The sequence below is a fragment of the Polaromonas sp. genome, assembly GCF_035638815.1.
Taxonomy (GTDB): Bacteria; Pseudomonadota; Gammaproteobacteria; order Burkholderiales; family Burkholderiaceae_C; genus Polaromonas.
Window position 1 is genome coordinate 26,388 of record NZ_DASQZG010000026.1, and the last position, 15,019, is coordinate 41,406.

Sequence of the window (15,019 nt, forward strand, 5' to 3'; positions counted from 1 at the left end):
ACATGCCTGTGCGCTACCCTCTGCCCTACGCGTTTGCACGCAGCTACCAGCTCCTGCTTGAGGAAAGCGACGGGCTGCTCACGCTCTGGCATGCGGGCCATCCGGCGCAAGGCGCCTGGAACGAGGTAATGCGCAAATACACAGTACATGCCATTCAACAGGCAGACCTGGGCGTGCTGGCGCAACGCATCAGTACGGCCTACGCACAGGGGGAATCCAGTGCAGCCACCGTAGCCAGCGAGGTCGAGAATGATGTCGATCTGCCCCGCATGATGCAGGAGCTTCCCGCGGTAGAAGACTTGCTGGCTACCAGTGATGACGCCCCCATTGTTCGATTGCTTAATGCATTGCTGACACAGGCCGCACGCGATGGTGCCAGCGACATCCATATTGAACCGTACGAACAACATTCGGCGGTCCGGTTTCGCGTGGACGGCACGCTTCGCGAGGTGGTGCAGCCCAATCGCGCCCTGCATGCAGCATTGATTTCGCGGTTGAAAATCATGGCAGACCTCGATATTGCTGAAAAACGCCTGCCGCAGGATGGCCGGATTTCCCTGCGCATAGGCACCCGCGCGGTGGATGTGCGGGTTAGCACCTTGCCCAACGCGCATGGAGAGCGTGCCGTGTTGCGCCTGCTTGACAAAAGCGGTGCCAAACTCAGCCTGGAATCTGTAGGCATGGAGGGCGACACGCTTCGGCGTTTCACCGCCCTGATCACGCAGCCACACGGCATCATCCTGGTGACTGGCCCCACGGGATCAGGCAAAACCACCACGCTCTATGCAGCCTTGAGCCGCTTTGACGCGTTGAGCAGCAACGTCATGACGGTGGAAGACCCGGTGGAATACGAACTGCCTGGCATTGGACAGACGCAGGTTAATGCGCGAATTGACCTCGACTTTGCGAAAGCCCTGCGTGCCATCTTGCGACAGGACCCCGACGTCATCATGATTGGCGAGATCCGCGATTTTGAAACTGCACAGATTGCGATTCAGGCCTCGCTCACGGGGCATCTGGTTCTTGCCACACTGCACACCAACGATTCGGCCAGCGCGATCACGCGCCTCACCGACATGGGGGTTGAACCCTTCTTGCTCAGCTCGTCTCTGCTGGGTGTCCTGGCGCAACGACTGGTCAGAAAACTGTGCGCACCATGCGCCGGCAAAGGTTGTACGGCTTGCGCGCTCACAGGCTACACCGGGCGCACGGGGGTGTTCGAGCTGCTGGTCACGAATGATGGCATTCGCGAGCAGATCCATAACCGCAACTCGGAAGCAGAGATCCGCCGGGCAGCGCTCGCATCCGGCATGACACTCATGCGCGAGGACGGTGAGCGGCTGGTACGCGCGGGACTGACGTCTGCCCAAGAAGTCATGCGCGTGACGCGCGATTGACGCGAGCCCTCTGACGACTCGGCGGATTTTCATGCCTTCCTATTTTTTTGAAGCCCTCACTGTTGAGGGACAACTGCGCAAAGGCGTGGTCGAGTCCGATACTGTGCGTACAGCGCGCAGCCTGTTGCGGTCTCAAACGCTGATCCCCTTGCGTGTGGAGCCGGTGAGCCCCGGCACTTCGGGCGCTACACAATCCCCGCAGAGTGGGCTGCGCAGTCGCATGTTTTCTGGCAGGGCTTTCAACGCGACTACCCTGGCGATATGGACCCGGCAGCTCGCCGGCCTGGTGAGCTCCGGCTTGCCACTTGAAAGAGCCCTTACCGCATTGGCGGATGAATCCGAAAATGAAGGTCAGCGCCAACTGCTTGCTGCACTTCGCGCCGACGTCAACGAGGGGACCTCGTTTGCCGGCGCACTTTCCCGTCATGCCGGTGAGTTTTCTCCCATTTACGTGAGCGCCATTGGTGCGGGGGAGGAAACGGGCAAGCTCGGACTGGTTTTGTTGCGCCTTGCGGATGATCTGGAGGAAAGACAAACACTGAAGTCAAAGCTTGTTGGCGCAGCGTTGTATCCAGCCATTGTCACGGTGGTGGCGCTGGTCATCGTCGCCTTCCTGATGGCTTATGTGGTGCCCCAGGTGGCGACGGTGTTTACCAGCAGCAAGCGGGCTCTGCCCTTCGTCACGCTGGCCATGCTCGCGGTCAGCAACTTTGTGCGTAACTGGGGACTGGTGGCTTTGATTGTTTCAGCCCTGGCCATGATGGGCCTCTCGCTCTCACTGCGGAAACCGGCCTTCCGGACCCGCTTCGACGCGGCGTGGCTAAAGCTGCCGCTGGTGGGCAGGCTTTCGCGCAATTACAACGCGGCCCGTTTTGCAGGAACGCTGGCCATGCTGACGGGTGCCGGGGTTCCCATCCTGAAGTCGCTTCAGGCGGCCGCTCAAACCCTCTCCAACCATGCGATGCGTGCTGACGCGCTTGAGGTGCTGACCCAGGTGCGGGAAGGCACACCCCTTGGACTGGCTCTCGGACGGGTCAAGCGGTTCCCCGGCCTGCTGGGCATGTTCGCCCGCCTCGGCGAACAAACCGGGCAACTGCCCGCGATGCTGCAACGCGCGGCGACTCAGCTGAGTACCGAAGTACAACGCCGCGCGCTTTATCTCACGACCATCCTGGAGCCCTTGCTCATTGTGCTGATGGGGGGCGTCGTCATGCTCATCGTGCTGGCCGTGCTGCTACCCATCATCCAGCTCAACCAGTTCGCTCGCTGACCATCACGCGACATGCATCAAACGTCTGCCCTGCCCGCCAACACGCTTTGTGTGCGCTGGTAGAAGCCGATTTCATTGATGGTGATCATCGGACGGTTTGTGGTGAACGTTTTTTCCATTGACGCGAGTTGCGCTTTAGCCAGAGCGGTCTGGCCGCGTTTGGCTGCGGCGAGTCCAAGGACCGCGAATGGATAGGGATCCAGCGTGCCTTTTTCCCACCCCACAGAGTTGCTGCAGAGAAAACTCCAGGCACGGTCGTAATAGCCTGACAGCTCCGTCACACCAAACACCTGCGGAAACACCTGGCAGCTGGTGCCCGGGTAAAACGAGGTATCCGTCTGAATGGACAGATCAGCCATGCGGAACCCGCTGGGGGCCGCGCTGAACAGACCCTGCAACGCTGTGCCGATGTTCTTGGCAAACAAGTCGTAGTAGGCAGCGTCAGCCGTATCGCCCCGCTCCCTGAGCATGGCTGAGAAATCGCGCAGCCCGCGATACACCTCGCAGTTGTCCATCAAATATCCAGCGTTGTTCGTCTGGCTTCGGGGCGCCTGGAACACGCTGGTCAAACCATTGGGCTTGACGGATATGGCGATGTTTCGATACGCCATGTCCTTGAGCCGGGTCTTGTTCTTGTCCCACCAGGCCCAGTTCTGGCTTGCACGCACGTAGCGCACAGCCAGCGTCAGGGTGGTTGCGGCGTAAGAGTCATCCGAGTCGGCCATGGCCAGTGTGAAGCTGCTGGGATTGGCACGGCCGAAGGGGAAGTGCACGTCCTTGATGGACATGTCCGGTTCAAGCTTGCTGATGTACAGGTCCAGGTAGGTCCGGATGTACTTGTCCAGATCGGGCGCATCGAGGTATTGAACGATGGAGATGAGTCCGAGGTTGGTGAAGTACCAGTTGGACAATCCGTTGGGCGCAATTTCGTAAGCGCCGGCATAGGGTCCCGTAGGAATCCGCAATGCCTTGATTTCTGCCACGGCGTTGATACCACCTGCTGGCGGGGGTGGGACACAGGCATCCACAGTTTGGGCAAGGCTGGAGCTCATACCGCCAAGTATGGTGGCACTCAGCGCAGCAGTTCGAAGGAAAAAGTTTCGTCTTTGCATAAAAGTCCCATGAAATAAGTCGTCGGTGAAAGAGGCCTGTCAACACCCCAAACTCATTTCCAGTCAACTGCCCTTGGAGGCAACTCTGGTATGGAGCTCGGCTGTTCACATGGCCCTAATGTGAAGCGGAATGGTGAACCGGTCCGCTATGTGCGACAGACCACATAGCCGTAGGAGTTGGACTACATGGCGTAGACATTTCGCACCACTCTTGCCATCCAATTTGTAGGACGCGGCTTACAGGATTTTTTAATGGCCTAACGCCTCGCCCTAAAGGCGAAAGGGAACTGGCTCCCCCAGTAAAGCGCCGTAGAAGCGGCTGACATTTTGTAGGCATTGGCCTACAACATGAGCTCGCGTAGTTATCGCAGTCCGCGCGTAAATGTAGGACTACTCTTACATCAAATTGAGCCGGATTAAGAGTCTGAACGGCGGTTACAGGTCAGCGTACAGTGTGCAAAAAAGCTTCCCCGATGTCGGGAAATAGTCACGAGAGCACCTGATTTCGACTCTTTATGTAATTGTTTGTACCTTCGACGGAAACAGATTTTTACGTAGACATCAACTGTCTTACGGATGAGTCCCCTAACTTGCTGCAAGCGTCTGGCGCTGTGGGCCCTTTCTGACATAGAAGCAGCCGATCGACCGAGGTAAAAGCCCCGCCGCAAGCGCGACCATCGCGGAAATGCCCACGAAGCTGGGGAAATAGTGACTCCCCGATCTAAACCACGCGTCAAGAACCATGAACAAGTTTGTCCGATCTACCCCGTACGCCCTCACGGTCTTTGTTGCCCTGGCGAGCACAGCCATGGCCGCTCCGCAAACTGGTGTTGCCGCCTTTGTGAGTGAGGGACGAACCTATCAAGCTAGCTACGCCGCCAGGAATCAGGCCATTTCAGTCACCATCGATGGAATCGTTTATCGCGGCAACTATGCCGCGCATGCGAAGGACAGCAGTTTGGGCGCTGGCGACGCGCCAGTGGGCAAGTGGGGCCGCGCGTTCTTGTTCGCCAGCAGCGCCAAGGTGTTGCAGTGCCAGCTTGATTCAGGTTTCCCGCGCGTCAGTGGGCGCTGTCAGGGGGCGGACGGGCGAAACTTTGATTTAAAGCCCGGTGCACGGGTTAAACGCCCGCGTTCAGGGTCGGCCGCCGCAAGGCCTTCATCCTGATAACAGCTATGAAGATCGACTGAGGTCGTCGTGCGGCACTGCAAAAACCTTCCTCACAGGGGAATCACTTGTTGCTCCAAAAGGACTTGTCTCTCGCCAATCGTCTGATCGCGCTCATGCCTGCGGCTGATCGCGCATTCTTTATTGAACACAGTGAAATAGTGGACCTGAAAGTCCAGACGGTCCTCGTTCACGCCGGAGAAAATCCCGACCACGCCTACTTTCCGGTGGACTGTGTCATGGCAACGCTTTTACCTCTCCCGGGCAGCCAAGGCCCGGACCGCGTTGAAGTTGGTTTGGTGGGCAACGAAGGCATGGCGCCCTCTTCAATGGTGCTGGGTGTGGACACCGCCGCGTTCACGGCGGTCGTGCATGCTGCAGGGCGGGCCTTCAGAATTCATCGCAACGCATTTGGAAAACTTCTGGCATCCGACACCTGTTTGCGCACCGTTCTCAACCGCTACATCGAGGTTCGCATGAGCCACCTTGCGCAGCAAGTGGCTTGCAAAAACGGGCATACCGTAGAGCAACGGCTTGCGCGCTGGCTCCTGATGACGAGAGACCGGGTCCAGGCCAACGAGCTGTTCCTGACGCATGAAGTGCTTGCCCAGATGCTGGGAGTGCGGCGCGAAAGCATCACCCAGGCAGCGCGTTCGCTGCAGCGGCACGGACTTATCAGTTACACCCGTGGGTATGTGATGCTGATGGATACGGAAGCTCTGACCCAAGTGGCCTGCCCCTGTTATCGGAGTGACCTTGCCGTGTACGAGCGCACACTCCGGCAGCCTCACAACGCCGGAAACCGTCTCCCTATGGTGGAGCCGGAGAGGGCTTTGTCCTGAGAGTCGGGCTCTCGCAGCGACCAAATCAGCTCCAGCTCTGGCCTTGCATTTTCTGCTGACCAGTCTGCTGCCCTTGCACCTGTTCCTGCTCCCCCTCTTGCGCGAGGGTCACTTCTGCGGGCGCGTCCACTACTTCGGTCTGCTCATCCATGGCAGCTTCCGGGGCTCGTTCGTCGGCGACGGTCGTCCCAACGGAACTCACAAGAAGGTGAATGAAATGAAGCTTGGCGACCACCTCGTGCGGCAAGACAAAGGGGTAGAAGTCGGGTTGGCCCATGGCGCGCGACATCTCGTTCAGCATCGTGGTGAGCTGGGTCCAATGATTCAAAAACGCCAGGAAGCTTTCTGCCTCAGGATGGTCGGGCTCGTATAACGCGTCAAGCGTGAAAGCCGTGAATTCAAGTTGAGCGATGTCTGGGGACAGACCAAAACTGAGCGCCGTGTCCACCGTGTCACGCATATGCAGGTAGTGGGCCCAGCACTCTGCCCAGTCTTCCCACGGATGCACGCTGGCGTAAGCGCTCACGTAATGGAGCGCCCAGTCAGGACGAGGCCCCTCATCGTAATTAGCCCGCAGGCTGCTCGCGTAGTCCTGCGTTTCGTCGCCAAAAAGCATCCTGAAGGGATCCAGCCACGGGCCGCCAGCCACCAACCGGTCCCAATAGTAGTGGCCCACCTCATGGCGAAGATGGCCCAGCAAGGTCCGGTAGGGCTCGTGCATGGCCTTTCTCACGGCCTCGCGTGTGGCGTCGTCCGCCTCGTTCAGATTCAGCGTGATCAGCCCGGTGTCGTGTCCCGTCAGGATATGTGGCCCGTAATCCGGCGAGCGCAAAAAGTCAAACATCAGACCAGAATGAGGGTCTTCGCTCACACGGGACGTCAAAGGCAAGCCCAGCACCAGCAAGGCCGAAACCAGGCGGCGCTTGGCGAGCTCTACACGGCCCCACAGCACTCCGTTATCGGGATGCTCGGGATCGTTGAGGTCGGGGATGGTGCGATTGAGTTGGCATGCGCGGCATAGCAGGCCCTGAGTTTGTCCTGCGGTCACGGGCACGAGCCAGTTGCAGGCAGCAGGCGTGCGCAGGTTGCTGCAACGCAGAAATGCGGGCGCGCCCTCATCTGCATCCCAGGCCACCCAGGTATCTGGCTCATTGCCCGGCTTCAACGGCAACAGTCTCGCCTGCCCGGGGTCATACCCCAAGGGTGTGCGACAGGCCAGGCAAATACTGTTTCTGAAGAAAACCGGACAGCCGCACTGGCAGCGATAGGCACGTCCTGCGAGCCCAAGCAGATGCGCATGGTTGGCAGGCGATGAGGAGGTATGAGGCAAGGCGTCTTTTATGGATTGAGACCAAGCGGCGCCGGGTCAGATCAACACACAAGTTTGCCATGTTTGCGTGGCGTGCATGGGGCATCATGTCGTGTGCGCGTGTCAGAGCAGACTGACAAAACACGGCCGCATGGGCCCCCACATCAGTCGTGGTCATCGGGGTTTTATCATGTGACGCCCCTTTTAATTTCATCCGAGGAAAACCATGCCCACTTACCACGTCGAAATGATGGAAGGTCGCACCATCGACCAAAAGAAAAAGCTCGTGGCCGAACTCACCCGGGTCAGCGTTGAAATTCTCGGTGGCGCGCCAGAATCGGTCGATGTCATCATCACGGACATCAAGCGGGAGAACTGGGCCACGGGCGGCAAGTTGTGGTCGGAGCGCTAGCGATTCCTGGCGACCTGCAGCCGCGTTAGACTGCCAGCATGTCCTCGTCCATCGCCTCCGTCGCCACCCACTGCCCGCTTTGCGGGCTGGCAAACCAGTGCGCGATGGAGATAGAACGCAGCACCGGCATTCCCCAGTCGTCCTGCTGGTGCACGCGAACCGATTTCCCGCCAGCGCTGCTTGAAAGCATTGCACCTGAGGCCCGGGGCAAGGCCTGCATTTGCCAGGCGTGTGCCCAGGCGGCCAACAGTGCCGCTCCAACAACACAAGAGAACTGAGCACAGCCATGTGCCAGTTGTTGGGAATGAATTGCAATACGCCGACAGATGTGACCTTCAGCTTCACCGGTTTTGCGCAGCGTGGCGGCAAGACCGATCATCACGGCGACGGGTGGGGCATTGCCTTTTTTGAGGGTGACGGTGCGGAAGGCTGCGACAAGGGATTGCGCCATTTCGTGGACCATCAATCCGCCTGCGAGTCACCCGTGGCAGAGCTGATACGGCGCTACCCCATCAAAAGCCGCAACGTCATTGCCCACATCCGCAAGGCGACGCAGGGCCGGGTCGCGCTGGAAAATTGTCATCCGTTTGTGCGCGAGTTATGGGGCCGTTACTGGGTGTTTGCGCACAACGGCGATCTGAAGGACTTCAACCCGCGACTGCATGGCAGCTTCCGTCCCGTGGGCAGTACGGACAGTGAGCGCGCCTTTTGCTGGATCATGCAGGAGCTTGCCAAATCGCACGCTGGTGTGCCGTCCATTGCCGAGCTGACACTGACGCTGCGCGAGCTGGCGGCACAAATCGCGCCGCACGGCACCTTCAACTTTCTGCTGGGTAACGGCCTTGCGTTATGGGCGCACGCTTCCACCAGTCTGTATTACGTTGAACGCAAGCATCCTTTTGCGCACGCCACGCTGAGTGATGAAGACCTCAGTGTCAATTTTGTGGAGCACACCGACCCCGGCGACAAGGTGGCGGTGGTGGTAACCGCGCCTCTGACCACGAACGAAGACTGGCACGCGTTTGCGCCGGGTGAGCTCAAGGTCTTTGAGGGTGGCGCGCTCAGGCCTTGAGCGCAGCTTCCAGCGCGTCGATGAACATTGCCGCCACATCAAAGCCCGTCTGATCAAAGATTTCCTGAAAGCAGGTCGGGCTGGTGACATTGATTTCGGTGACGTAGTCCCCGATCACGTCCACACCCGCCAGTAACAGACCGCGTGCCGCCAGCACGGGGCCAAGCGCGTCGCCAATTTCCTGGTCACGTGCTGACAGTTTTTTGGCGACACCCAAACCACCGGCAGCCAGATTTCCGCGCACCTCGTTGCCTTGCGGAATCCGCGCCAGGCTGAAAGGCACGGGTTTGCCGCCTATCACCAGGACGCGTTTGTCACCCTCGGTAATTTCGGGCAGGAATCTCTGAACCATCACACTTTGCGCGCCGTCCTTGTTCAGTGTCTCGATGATGCTGCCCAGATTCAGGCCATCGGCCTTCACGCGGAAGATGCCCATGCCGCCCATGCCGTCGAGCGGCTTGAGGATGATGTCCTTGTGTTCGGCGTGGAAGCTCTTGATGTCCTGCGCGCTGCGGGTAACCAGCGTCGGGCCGCTGAATTGCGCGAATTCCAGAATCGCGAGTTTTTCGGGATGGTCGCGCAGGGCACGCGGTTTGTTGAAAACTTTGGCGCCTTCGCGCTCGGCCTGCTCAAGCAAATGTGTGCTGTAAAAAAACTCGCTGTCGAAGGGTGGATCTTTGCGCATCAGCACGGCGTCAAAGCTGGTCAACGAGTGACGCTCTGGCGCTTCGCCGGTGAACCAGTTGTCAGCATCCCCCGTGAGCTTGATCGATCGCGCAAGCGTGGTCACTTTTTCACCGGTTTGCCAGCGTATGTCTTTGGGCTCACAAACACTGAGCGTGTGGCCGCGCCGCTGCGCCTCACGCATCATCGCAAAGGTTGTGTCCTTGTATATCTTGAAAGAGGAGAGAGGGTCGGCGACAAAAAGGATGTGCATGAAAAACTCGATCAGTGGATGGGCAGCACCTTAAAGGCTGCGTTGGCGATATTGTTGTACAAATAGCGCAACCGCGCCGGCCACCACGCCCCAGAAGGCCGAGCCTATGCCCGCAATCACCACACCCGACAGCGTGACCAGAAAAGTGATAAGAGCCGCTTCGCGGTGTGACTCGTCACGCATTGCCTGCGCAAGGCCGCTGCCTATCGTGCCCAGCAAGGCCAGCCCGGCAATGGCCACCACCAGTTCTTTGGGGAAAGCCGTGAGCAGACCGGTGACCGCCGCGCCAAAAATGCCGATCACCACGTAGATTGCTCCGCAGGCCACTGCAGCGGTATACCGTTTGCGCGGGTCTTCATGCGCCTCTGGACCCATACAAATGGCTGCGGTGATGGCACTCAGGTTCAATGCAAATGCGCCGAAAGGCGCGAGAACCAGCGTTGCCAGGCCGGTCAACGTGATGACTTTGGACACCGGAATACCGCCGTCGGGCGCATCCGGGCCATAACCCGCCGCACGAATGGCTGCAACGCCGGGAAGGTTTTGAGACGCCATGGTCACAACAAAAAGTGGCAGAGCCAGACTCACCACCGCGGCAAACGTGAACTGGGGAGCGACGAACACCGGCACGGCGAAGGAGAAGTTCATGGCCGTCCAGCTCATCTCACCACGTACCGCTACAAATACCATGGCACCCAGCAAAGTCAGAACCACCGCATACCGCGGCATCATGCGTTTGCCAAGCAGGTAGATCGCCAGCATCAGGAGCACCAGAGGCAATGCCGTCTGGGCAGCCGCAAAGGCCTGAATGCCAAAACGCGCCAACACGCCAGCCAGCAAGGCCGCGGCAATAGCCATCGGGATTTTGTTCATGACCTTTTCAAACCAGCCGGTGACGCCAAACAACGTGATCAGCGCAGCGCTAACCATGAACGCCGCGACCGCCTCACCCATAGAGAACCCGCCGGCCAGCCCGGCCGTTGCCAACACGGCCGCACCAGGTGTGGACCATGCCACCATGACCGGTTTTTTCAACCACAGCGATGGAATAACAGAGCACAGCCCCATGCCCCAGCCGAGGGCCCACATCCATGAAGTGATCTGCTCAGGCGTGGCGTTGAAAGCCTGTGCCGCCTGAAAAACAATGGCCACTGAGCTGGTAAAGCCTACGAGGACGGCAACGAAACCCGCGGTGAAGGCGGAGAGGTTTAGGTCTTTGAAGAAATGCATGGCGGGATTTTGGCAGGGTTGCATAACCGGAATAGGCGCCAAAACAGATCCTTGGTCGTTCAAGCTAAGCCTGTTGTAGCCTGTCTTTTGCTCCATATCCAGCAACGAAGCAAAGAGACGCCACCACGTTATGCTCCTCCCATGGGTGAATTCGACCTGATCGCACGCTACTTCACACGCCCCACCGCACAAGCCGTGCTGGGCGTAGGCGACGACTGCGCGCTGTTGCAACCAGCGCCGGGTACGCAACTGGCCATCTCCAGCGACATGCTGGTCGAAGGCCGGCACTTTTTCGCCGACGTTGATCCCCACACCCTCGGACACAAAGCGCTCGCCGTTAACCTCAGTGACCTCGCAGCTTGCGGTGCCAGGCCACTTGCCTTCACCCTGGCACTGGCTTTACCACGCGTTGATGAAACCTGGTTGGCGCCGTTTTCGCGCAGCATGCTGGCGCTCGCCGACATGCACGGTTGCGAGCTTGTCGGTGGCGACACCACGCGAGGCCCCTTGAACATTTGCATCACCGTCTTTGGCGAAGTGCCACAAGGACAGGCTTTGCTGCGCTCCGGTGCACGTGCGGGTGACGACATCTACGTCAGCGGTACTCTGGGCGATGCAAGACTGGCGCTTGACGCGATTCGCGGGGACCTTGCCCTGCCGGCCGAATTGCTGCAAGACCTGCGGCACCGCCTGGAGCAACCCACACCACGTGTGGCGCTGGGCCTGGCGCTGCGTGGCGTCGCCAGCGCGGCTGTTGATATCAGCGACGGCCTGACTGGCGACCTCGGCCATATCCTGAAGGCCTCCGGCCTGGGGGCCACGATCGAGACCTCCGTTGCTATGAATTTACTAGCTGCCCGCGCCCATTCTGCCTGGGCTAACGAGCTTATTTCTCACGAAAAATGGCTGCAATGTGTGCTGGCGGGTGGTGATGACTACGAGTTGGCCTTCACAGCGCCCGTAACAGCGCGTGATGCGGTGCAACTGGCGTCGCACTACGCGCAAACACCAGTGACCCGCATTGGTCAGATAGATGCCGCACCCGGTCTGCGTCTGATCGATGCCCATGGGCGGGAGCTGCGACGCCAGGACGCGTCCTTCGACCACTTTGCCTGACCAAGCCGGGCGCTTGCTGCCCGCGCCTGCCCTGCCGATAATCAGCGCTTGCGCCTGCGCGCCCACACCTTGAGCCCGATGCTTCCCCCTACCTCACATTCCCAGAGTATCCCTGCGACCCCCGACCCGACGGAGGCACCACGCAGGCCTACCGCGCGCTTCATGATGTCGCACCCGGCCCATCTGATCGCGCTTGGCTTTGGCTCGGGGCTGAGCCCGGTGGCGCCCGGAACCGCCGGCACTTTGTGGGCCTGGCTGGCCTTTGTGGTGCTTTCGCTCTGGTTGACGCCAACGCAGATGGGTGTGCTGATTGCCGCCTCGCTGGTGGTGGGCTGGTGGGCGTGCACCGTCACCGCCAGAAACATGCGCGTGCTGGACCCCGGCAACATTGTGTGGGATGAGGTGGTCGCCTTCTGGCTGATCCTTTGGCTGGTGACGCCGGCCGGTTTGGGTGCGCAGTTTGTCGCGTTTGTGCTGTTCCGGTTTTTTGATGCCGTCAAACCCGGGCCGGTGGGCTGGGCTGACCAGGCCTTCAAGGGCTTGAACGCACGGGGCGGCTTTGGCATCCTGTTTGATGACCTTGTCGCTGCTTTTTGCACCTTGCTGGTCATCGCCGCATGGCGTTTTCTGTGACTGCGCACATGCTACTAAATTCAGAGCAAACTCTGCCCGCCATAAAAGGGCAGCTGGCCGATTTGATGCTTAAACGCGGCTGGATGCTGGCCACAGCCGAAAGCTGCACCGGCGGCATGATTGCGGCGGCGTGCACTGACCTGGCCGGCTCCAGCGCCTGGTTTGAGCGCGGCTTCGTCACCTATTCCAACGAGGCCAAGTCTGAACTGCTGGGCGTTGATGCGGCGCTGATTGCCCGGCACGGCGCGGTCAGCGAAGAAGTGGCGCGCGCGATGGTGCAAGGCGCCATCAGCCGCTCCCGCGCACAAGTCGCCGTCGCGGTAACCGGTGTCGCAGGGCCCACGGGCGGCAGCGCGGCCAAGCCGGTGGGCACGGTTTGGTTTGGCTTTCAGGTCAACGGCCAGCTCACCAGTGAAGTCCGTCATTTTGACGGTGACCGGGCGACGGTTCGCGCGTCCACCCTGGAGCACGCATTGCAGCGACTGCTACAACTTTTAAAGTAAATCCCTGATGCACGCCGCCCCCGCCGCTGCCGAGTTGATTGACTCCGCCACCGCCTGGCGCCGTCTGCTGATCACGCTGGCGCTAATGACTGTCGGTGCCGCCGGCATGTATGTGGTGCCTGTGGTGTTGCCCGCAGTGCAGGCTGACTTTGGTGTGGCGCGGGCCGACGCTGCGTTGCCCTACACCTTGCTCATGATCGGCTTCGGCATCGGCGGCATGCTCATGGGGCGCCTGGCCGATCGTTTTGGTGTGACCATGCCGCTGAGCCTGGGCGCGGTCGGCATGGGCCTGGGTTTTGCTGCGGCCGCGCTGTCGGGCAGTGTCTGGTTGTTTGCGCTGGCCCACGGCGTTTTGATTGGCCTGCTTGGCAGCTCGGCCACGTTTTCGCCCTTGTTGGCCGATACCTCGCTCTGGTTCCTGCGGCGCCGCGGAATAGCCGTTGCGGTATGCGCCAGTGGCAACTACCTGGGCGGCGCGCTATGGCCCCCCATCATCCAGCACTTTGTTGAAAGCGTCGGCTGGCGCCAGACCTACTGGGGACTGGCGGTGTTTTGCAGCCTGGCGATGCTGGGCCTGGCCCAGTTGATGCGGCAGCGTCCGCCTGCACTGGCATTGGCGCCGGTTACCGTTCGGGGTGTCGCCGCCAGCGACCGGCCCTTTGGCCTGTCCCTCGGGCAAGCGCAGGCGCTGCTGTGTGTGGCCGGTTTGTCCTGCTGCGTTGCCATGTCCATGCCGCAGGTGCACATCGTGGCTTATTGCAGCGACCTTGGCTTTGGCGCGGCACGCGGCGCTGAAATGCTGTCATTGATGCTGGCCTGCGGCATTGTGAGCCGGCTGATCTCTGGCGCCATCTGTGACCGCATTGGCGGGCTGCGCACTTTGCTGCTGGGTTCTGCATTACAAACCGTAGCGCTGGTGCTGTTCATTCCGTTTGACGGCCTGGTCTCGCTCTATGTCATCTCGGCCATGTTTGGCCTGTTTCAGGGTGGCATCGTCCCAAGTTACGCGATCATCGTGCGCGAACATTTCCCTGCAGCCGAGGCTGGCGCCAGAGTCGGGACGGTCATCATGTTCACCATGCTGGGCATGGCGCTGGGCGGCTGGATGTCGGGCAAGGTGTTTGACCTCACGGGTTCCTACAACGCAGCTTTCTTCAACGGCATTGCCTGGAACCTGCTCAATTTTGCAGTGGTGCTGTTTTTGCTGCGCCGCACGCTCAAGCCCCAGGCGCGCGCCGCCTGACAGGCGGCGTCTTGCCCGCTGTCAGGGGAGGCTTGTCGTCACCCTGCCCCGTCCAGGCTTCATAATGCAACCCGGCCAGGCCCAGCGCTCGATGGCCAGTAACAACAAAACCGGGAGAAACCATGTCTTTACGTCTTGCCTTGTCCACCCTCTTGCTGGCCGCAGCCCCCACCGCCGTGATGGCGCAAGCGATGCCCGACGGCTTTCTTTGCTGCAATATGCGGACAGACGGCAAGTGGATCAGCGATATCAACTACGTGGCGCCAGGCAAATACGTGCTGCCCGCCGGCACGCCGATCAAGGTGACGGGTTATGGCCGGCACCGCGTGATGACGCAAATAGAAGGCCAGCCCCAGATTCTGGGCAACGACTACAGCCGCGACTTGCAACTGGACACTTTTGCGCAGCGCTATGTGGTGGCAGCCAACCCGCAAACCAAAATCAGCACCTTCCCGCCCCGCGTTCGCGAAGCCATCAAGTCTTCACGACTTTTCGTCGGCATGACCCGTGAGCAGGTGCTGATGTCCGTGGGCTACCCCGTCACCAGCGAAAACCCCCGGCTTGAAGCCAATATCTGGCGTTACTGGCTCAACATGAATGAAGAATTCCAGGTGGTTTTTGATGCGCAGGGCTTGGTCAAGGAAATTGGCGCGCTGCCCTTGGCACGCAGCCAGATCGTGATGGAGTAAAAACCGCGCTTCCTGCCTACGCGGCCGGGAGGATGTGGGCCTGCAAGCCGCAGCGTCGCGCAGGCCCCACCTCGCAGAACGAGTGC

Annotated in this window: 17 protein-coding genes; 12 read left to right on the plus strand and 5 right to left on the minus strand. The window is 60.1% G+C overall.

Going from position 1 to position 15,019, the window contains the following annotated elements:
* Positions 1-8: 8 nt before the first annotated feature.
* Both VE934_RS15690 and gspF read left to right on the plus strand, forming a co-directional pair.
* The gene (locus tag VE934_RS15690) at positions 9-1,397 is read left to right on the plus strand and encodes a GspE/PulE family protein (protein WP_324889337.1); all 1,389 of its coding nucleotides are present in this window, start codon (positions 9-11) and stop codon (positions 1,395-1,397) included.
* 31 nt (positions 1,398-1,428) lie between these two features.
* Positions 1,429-2,667, plus strand: coding sequence for a type II secretion system inner membrane protein GspF (gene gspF, locus VE934_RS15695; RefSeq protein ID WP_324889181.1), 1,239 nt, complete (start codon positions 1,429-1,431; stop codon positions 2,665-2,667).
* A gap of 17 nt (positions 2,668-2,684) precedes the next feature.
* Here gspF and VE934_RS15700 read toward each other — a convergent pair whose 3' ends face one another.
* On the minus strand, positions 2,685-3,719 hold the full coding sequence (locus VE934_RS15700) for a hypothetical protein (protein ID WP_324889182.1): 1,035 nt from the start codon (positions 3,717-3,719) through the stop codon (positions 2,685-2,687).
* An 802-nt stretch (positions 3,720-4,521) separates the two neighbouring features.
* Between VE934_RS15700 and VE934_RS15705 the strand changes: the two genes are divergently transcribed.
* On the plus strand, positions 4,522-4,947 hold the full coding sequence (locus tag VE934_RS15705) for a hypothetical protein (protein WP_324889184.1): 426 nt from the start codon (positions 4,522-4,524) through the stop codon (positions 4,945-4,947).
* A 68-nt stretch (positions 4,948-5,015) separates the two neighbouring features.
* Positions 5,016-5,789: a Crp/Fnr family transcriptional regulator gene (locus tag VE934_RS15710; RefSeq protein WP_324889186.1), complete on the plus strand. Its 774-nt coding sequence runs from the start codon at positions 5,016-5,018 to the stop codon at positions 5,787-5,789.
* A gap of 25 nt (positions 5,790-5,814) precedes the next feature.
* Here VE934_RS15710 and VE934_RS15715 read toward each other — a convergent pair whose 3' ends face one another.
* Positions 5,815-7,119, minus strand: coding sequence for a zinc-binding metallopeptidase family protein (locus VE934_RS15715; RefSeq protein WP_324889188.1), 1,305 nt, complete (start codon positions 7,117-7,119; stop codon positions 5,815-5,817).
* 205 nt (positions 7,120-7,324) lie between these two features.
* On the opposite strand from VE934_RS15715, the gene VE934_RS15720 reads away from it, so the two are divergent.
* A complete protein-coding gene (locus tag VE934_RS15720) occupies positions 7,325-7,510 on the plus strand; it encodes a 4-oxalocrotonate tautomerase (RefSeq protein WP_324889190.1) in 186 nt (61 codons plus the stop codon).
* A gap of 25 nt (positions 7,511-7,535) precedes the next feature.
* Here the strand turns inward: VE934_RS15720 and VE934_RS15725 are convergent, their stop codons facing one another.
* Positions 7,536-7,700, minus strand: a complete 165-nt coding sequence (locus VE934_RS15725) for a hypothetical protein (RefSeq protein ID WP_324889359.1) — start codon at positions 7,698-7,700, stop codon at positions 7,536-7,538.
* Between VE934_RS15725 and VE934_RS15730 the strand changes: the two genes are divergently transcribed.
* Entirely contained in the window at positions 7,639-7,788 is a 150-nt protein-coding gene (locus tag VE934_RS15730; protein ID WP_324889339.1) for a cysteine-rich CWC family protein, read from the plus strand. The two genes, VE934_RS15725 and VE934_RS15730, sit on opposite strands and share 62 nt — an antisense overlap.
* A gap of 8 nt (positions 7,789-7,796) precedes the next feature.
* On the plus strand, positions 7,797-8,582 hold the full coding sequence (locus VE934_RS15735) for a class II glutamine amidotransferase (protein ID WP_324889192.1): 786 nt from the start codon (positions 7,797-7,799) through the stop codon (positions 8,580-8,582).
* Here VE934_RS15735 and gshB read toward each other — a convergent pair.
* Together gshB and VE934_RS15745 are read right to left on the minus strand one after the other, a co-directional pair.
* Positions 8,572-9,519 (minus strand): glutathione synthase, encoded by a 948-nt coding sequence (gshB, locus tag VE934_RS15740; RefSeq protein WP_324889194.1) that lies wholly within the window; start codon positions 9,517-9,519, stop codon positions 8,572-8,574. The two genes, VE934_RS15735 and gshB, sit on opposite strands and share 11 nt — an antisense overlap.
* Before the next feature lie 30 nt (positions 9,520-9,549).
* Positions 9,550-10,749 (minus strand): benzoate/H(+) symporter BenE family transporter, encoded by a 1,200-nt coding sequence (locus VE934_RS15745; protein WP_324889196.1) that lies wholly within the window; start codon positions 10,747-10,749, stop codon positions 9,550-9,552.
* Between the two features lie 141 nt (positions 10,750-10,890).
* Between VE934_RS15745 and thiL the strand changes: the two genes are divergently transcribed.
* The 5 genes from thiL (at position 10,891) to bamE (ending at position 14,933) form a co-directional block, all read left to right on the plus strand.
* Positions 10,891-11,865, plus strand: a complete 975-nt coding sequence (gene thiL, locus VE934_RS15750) for a thiamine-phosphate kinase (RefSeq protein ID WP_324889198.1) — start codon at positions 10,891-10,893, stop codon at positions 11,863-11,865.
* A gap of 165 nt (positions 11,866-12,030) precedes the next feature.
* On the plus strand, positions 12,031-12,498 hold the full coding sequence (locus tag VE934_RS15755) for a phosphatidylglycerophosphatase A family protein (RefSeq protein WP_414693864.1): 468 nt from the start codon (positions 12,031-12,033) through the stop codon (positions 12,496-12,498).
* An 8-nt stretch (positions 12,499-12,506) separates the two neighbouring features.
* On the plus strand, positions 12,507-13,001 hold the full coding sequence (locus tag VE934_RS15760) for a CinA family protein (RefSeq protein ID WP_324889343.1): 495 nt from the start codon (positions 12,507-12,509) through the stop codon (positions 12,999-13,001).
* Between the two features lie 7 nt (positions 13,002-13,008).
* Positions 13,009-14,244 carry an MFS transporter gene (locus tag VE934_RS15765; protein WP_324889200.1) on the plus strand — a complete coding sequence of 412 codons (1,236 nt, stop codon included), beginning with the start codon at positions 13,009-13,011 and terminating at the stop codon, positions 14,242-14,244.
* A gap of 122 nt (positions 14,245-14,366) precedes the next feature.
* Positions 14,367-14,933, plus strand: coding sequence for an outer membrane protein assembly factor BamE domain-containing protein (gene bamE / locus VE934_RS15770; RefSeq protein ID WP_324889202.1), 567 nt, complete (start codon positions 14,367-14,369; stop codon positions 14,931-14,933).
* The last annotated feature ends 86 nt before the right edge of the window (positions 14,934-15,019 follow it).